The sequence below is a fragment of the Nostoc sp. FACHB-892 genome, from assembly GCF_014698795.1.
In the GTDB taxonomy this organism is placed as follows: domain Bacteria; phylum Cyanobacteriota; class Cyanobacteriia; order Cyanobacteriales; family Nostocaceae; genus Nostoc.
In genome coordinates this window covers 1-4,647 of the sequence record NZ_JACJTR010000126.1, presented here as the reverse complement: position 1 = coordinate 4,647, position 4,647 = coordinate 1, and the positions used below count along the sequence as shown (strand labels likewise).

General features: G+C 38.7%; 6 protein-coding genes and 1 pseudogene. 2 read left to right on the top strand and 5 right to left on the bottom strand.

The window, feature by feature from the left end; translation table 11 throughout:
• Positions 1-529: 529 nt before the first annotated feature.
• The 5 genes and pseudogenes from H6G96_RS40190 to H6G96_RS42180 form a co-directional block, all read right to left on the bottom strand.
• Positions 530-1,036 carry a hypothetical protein gene (locus H6G96_RS40190; RefSeq protein WP_190920180.1) on the bottom strand — a complete coding sequence of 169 codons (507 nt, stop codon included), beginning with the start codon at positions 1,034-1,036 and terminating at the stop codon, positions 530-532.
• A 401-nt stretch (positions 1,037-1,437) separates the two neighbouring features.
• Positions 1,438-1,560: pseudogene (locus H6G96_RS42190) on the bottom strand (HU family DNA-binding protein); the annotation flags it as partial.
• A 35-nt stretch (positions 1,561-1,595) separates the two neighbouring features.
• Positions 1,596-2,033 carry a hypothetical protein gene (locus tag H6G96_RS40185; RefSeq protein ID WP_190920178.1) on the bottom strand — a complete coding sequence of 146 codons (438 nt, stop codon included), beginning with the start codon at positions 2,031-2,033 and terminating at the stop codon, positions 1,596-1,598.
• Between the two features lie 400 nt (positions 2,034-2,433).
• Positions 2,434-3,084: a hypothetical protein gene (locus H6G96_RS42185; RefSeq protein WP_347242354.1), complete on the bottom strand. Its 651-nt coding sequence runs from the start codon at positions 3,082-3,084 to the stop codon at positions 2,434-2,436.
• Positions 3,085-3,179: 95 nt separating this feature from the next.
• The gene (locus H6G96_RS42180) at positions 3,180-3,476 is read right to left on the bottom strand and encodes a galactokinase family protein (RefSeq protein ID WP_242063661.1); all 297 of its coding nucleotides are present in this window, start codon (positions 3,474-3,476) and stop codon (positions 3,180-3,182) included.
• A 108-nt stretch (positions 3,477-3,584) separates the two neighbouring features.
• Here H6G96_RS42180 and H6G96_RS40175 point away from each other — a divergent pair, with 108 nt between their 5' ends.
• Together H6G96_RS40175 and H6G96_RS40170 are read left to right on the top strand one after the other, a co-directional pair.
• Positions 3,585-3,767: a hypothetical protein gene (locus tag H6G96_RS40175; RefSeq protein WP_190920176.1), complete on the top strand. Its 183-nt coding sequence runs from the start codon at positions 3,585-3,587 to the stop codon at positions 3,765-3,767.
• A 42-nt stretch (positions 3,768-3,809) separates the two neighbouring features.
• A complete protein-coding gene (locus H6G96_RS40170; RefSeq protein ID WP_190920174.1) occupies positions 3,810-4,343 on the top strand; it encodes an isochorismatase family cysteine hydrolase in 534 nt (177 codons plus the stop codon).
• The last annotated feature ends 304 nt before the right edge of the window (positions 4,344-4,647 follow it).

Below are 4,647 nucleotides of genomic sequence, written 5' to 3'. Positions count from 1 at the left end.
TGGTAGCAGGTTGTATCTTCTAAGCAATATTGCTGTAAATTTTGTATAAAATACTAAATATATACATAAGAGTTTATTAGCGATCGCTCTCCAGGTGGGGTCATCTCACAAAATCGCATTGCTCCCTCAAGGATCTTCAACGAAGAGGCAGAGAGGAATGGCACGCTTGAAAATGTGAAACCCTTGTCAGGGGCGGGTGTAAGGCAAGAACGCTAATTTGTAACAAGTATTCTTATTTGATTTTTTGATTTTTGGTTTTGACTGTGTAACCTCTACACCCTCACACCCGAATGGCACTAAGTTAAACTGTGGTCGGGCGATCGCAAACCCACCAGTACGAATGGCACGCTTGAAAAGCTGAAAGCTCGTCAGGGCTATCTTGTTGGGGGTAAGGTTGCAGGTTCGGGAAAAATCAAGAAAATTTTATATGAGTGGGGATACAAATAAATTTCTGACTTCTCAGCTTGAACATTTAGTCAGCCAAGGCGTGATTAAGTTGACTGGTTAATAGTAGCTAGCAACAAAAATCCTAACTCGCTGCGCCTAATTCCTTATCTGCTGGCTGTTGTTGCTCCTTGACAGCACCCAGTGACTCAATAAAAGCGTCAATTGCCTTGGCTGCTGACTGCTTACCTGTTTTAAATTGGGAAAGGATATTCTCGCGTATTGCTGAATAATCTGGTAAGACTTGCTGCTCAACAGAAACAACCTCTTGTGTTTGTAAAGCAACTCCACCATTACGCTCATCTATTAAACCCTTAATCTGAGTGATCGCTTCGGCTAATTCCTGCCTAATCACCTGTTTTATGTCTTCCCCATCAGGTGTAGACGCAGAAGAAGCATTTACTTCCTGTTTAACTATTTCCTTAATCTCATCACCATTAGATAATGCCAGTCCAGCTTTTGTCTGACCCAGGATTCCCAGGAGCAATCTTGTTGCTGTATGGTTTAATGACTCATTCTCGGAAATCTGCATTGCCGATAAAGCTTTGATTTCTGCATCAGTTAGTCCAATGGAAATTGTCATCTTAGCCATACTTTTTACACCTGTAAATATTAAACTCTACATCGCTATTTTGGGGTTACACCGTTTGCATACAGTACTTTGATTGCTGATCACAAATGCTGTATAAAAAACTTATCAATGACCCAATTATTAAACTTTGCCCTGTGAACAACTTTTACCCTCGATTTTTTAATCTAGCTTCAAATCAATCAAGTTGCCATTACTTCAATTCTAACGCACACTTACCTGATATCCATATTAAAAATGAGGGGCGATGTGCCCCCATTTGAACTTTTGACTTTTAAATATTGCTCTACAGCCGCTACCCTTGCAGTTTTATATTCCACGAGGTGTGTCGCTTCAGTTACTACTTGACATTATTGCTAGCTCTGAACATTACCAACTATCACAGTAACTATCTACCCGAAACTCTAACAAGCAGAAAATCCAGGCACTCTAGTAGATGGAATGGTCATTGGCAGGTTGGTTTTGGGATTACGCCCTTCGTGCTAGTAGCGTTCGCGTCGCTCAAATGTGCCAAAACCAATGACAGTAGAGTCTATAACATACATTAGTTTTACACTAAAAGCTATTTACAGTATTTTTTAAGAAGGGATACAGCTAGTTCATAACTATTAGGTTGAGTTTGTACTGCATAGGCTTCTCTTTCTAAATCTTGCCTGTGAACATCAGTATAGCGCATAAAAAAAGGTCGAGCATAATTACTCGGCTGAATACTTAAACCTAAAGTTTTTATTTTCCCTTTCCCTGCACATACTTGTGCAGCATGAACCGCTTCATGAATTAGAGTTTGAGTACTAATATGTAACTCAAAAACTACTGGATTAATCCAAATTTTTTTGTCAGCCTCTCTCAATAATCCATAAGCTCCTCGCTTTGGTGGTAGCTCAATTATTATCTGGAACCCTTGATTTTCTAATTGGTTTTTTAAATTAATAAATTTTGGTTCGAGAGTAGGCAATTGTGAAATCAATAGGGAAGAAGTTAATAAAAAGGTTTGGATCATTTTAATAAACAATATGAAACCAGCTTTCTGTTTTCATTATCCTTGATAAAGACCACCAGCTTATTCTCTAATACTGCTTCCGTTCGCTTTGCTGTCTGTTCCTACTCGGATCTGGCATCACAAAGATTTAGCACCATTAACTATTTCTCTTGCTTTATCTGCAACTCTTCAATTCTAGGCGAATGCGCTCTTGATGAGATCGCCAAGGCAGGTTATAGCCTGTTAAAGTACAAAGGCAAAATAATCATGAACCTATCCCACTAATAAAGTTATATGAATCCAGATATGAATAGTAGCAAATTTTTGTCTTTGAGCGCGAATAAATTATTAAGCGCATTTGCTGACAAACATCTTAATACTGCTTCTTCTCCTCAACTAAGTCAATCATCGGAGTTGGTAGTCAAAAAATAGTTAACTGTAACGCTTGCATTTGAGGAAAATCACGCTTAATAATTTCGATAGCTTCTCTTTGACTCTCTTGATTTTTAACTATCAGTTGTGCAGTGCCATTGCCCTGAGAACCTACGCCTTTTCCTCCGTAGATATAAGGCCTAAGTGGCTCGTGATGAAGAAGCGTATGCAGCTTTTTTGCAATTAATTGCTCAGGACAAGCCGGAACTACGTGCCGATCAAATTCCGCTTGGGCTTTTGTCATTAAAGCTCCAATAAGTTGGGCATCTCCGAGTTGTATTGCTTCAACTGCTGCTTGGGTAATTTTAGAGCTAATAGGACCAAAATATTTTTGGACATTCTGCTGTATTGGATTAGTAGCAAAAGGATAACACTGATTCAATCTTTGTAGTATTTCTTGTGTATTTTTGCTGCCGCCGAGATCGACAATCACAAAAAACAAATCTTTATTAACTTTTAATTCGAGCAGGTCGATTTTTTCACCATCAAATATCATCAATATTGGGCGATTTCCATAAGCACAAGCCTGATCCATACGACCACAAAGGCTAGGAGTGGTTCTTTCTCCCAAATAGGCAAACTCCATTTCTGAACGAATTGTCATCTTCAAGTCATACAGACTATTAAAAGCCCTCGCAATCAGAACGCAAAAGGCAGCACTCGAAGATAATCCCTTTTGGATGGGTAAGTCGGTTAGATAATTATCAACCTCAAGTCCACCGACATCATAGTGAGTCAGAATTTGATATGCTGACCAGCAGCATAACTAAAAAAACCGCCCTCTGCTGCTATGCACTTCAGGGCATTAGATTCCATAGGTAATCTCAGAGGTTCATAACCCCTACCATCATTAAAAGAAGTACGAATAATTAACTCAGTAGGATTAGGCAATACATCAGCATAAATTCCTTGATTAGTACCAACAATTAAGGTGTAACCCTTTTCGAGCAGAGGATTAACACTGCGATATTCTCCTGCCCAATCGCTGTGTTCTCCGAACAAACAAAGACGCCCTGGAACAAAAATTTTCATTTGAAGTTTCCTGTTCTTAATCGAGGTATATTATTCTGATTAGCTTGAATAAACAACATACCATTCATCATTCCTCTTCCCACATCAGCAAGACTTTCGGCAATACTCGTGAGAATTGATTGGGGAGGTGATGACTACACTCCGTCTAGCGATGTCTACTTTAAGGGGCTGTCCGGTGTCGCTACTTCTCCCTCCATCCCCAGATTTCCTTACTCAACGCCCCATCACCAGCAACAATATCTGACGGCTGCCAGGGAAGAAGCTCAAAGCCGCGGATGTCGTCTTTTATAATATTGTTTTATTTAATGTCTTAACTCTTAATCTAAATAAATTATGGCACAAATGAGCGAAATGCTTCTTGTAGTAGATATGCAAAACGGGTTTATGTCTGATAAATGCAGACATATTATTCCTATCGTCATTAAATCAATTAAGTATTTTTTAGCGGCTGGTAAACTTGTTGAATTCACAAGGTTTATCAATACTCCTGACAGCAATTATGTTAAACTAATTCATTGGTTAAGGTTGATAGATGAACCAGAAACGAGCATTGTTGATGAACTTCAGCCATATATAAATTATATTTTTGATAAACCTTATTACTCTGCATTTACGGAGAAGTTTTCAATTTTTATTTTAAATAATCAAATCAGCAAAATATATCTTTGTGGAGTTGAAACTGATAGCTGTATTTTGAAGACAGCAATTGACTCTTTTGAGCGTGGTATTGAACCAGTCATTATCGAGGATGCTTGTTTTAGTGATGGTGGTCAGCAAGCACATGATGCGGGTATTTTTTTGCTGAAACGTAATATAGGAAAAAACCAAATTAAGACGACTGATGAAATTCTTGAAAAGATGTCATAAGCGCAAAAACTCAACATTCTTATTTCTCAATTAGCCAGCCTTCAAAGAGGAACGCACTTTTTCAACAACTAGTAGTCTGGCAAGTCAACTTTGCAGGGTGAGACAGATTTTTTATAAGCTATTTTAAGTGTGGCTACGGGTAACATCATGGCAAAGAAGTATACAGTAAATTTGAGCAAAGAAGAAGTAGACATTCTGCGATCGCTAATCAAAACAGGCAAGAGTAAAGCAAGGAGTATGACTCGCGCCCATATACTGTTGATGGCATGGGAGGGAGAAATTGACAAAGCGATGCCTACGGCGG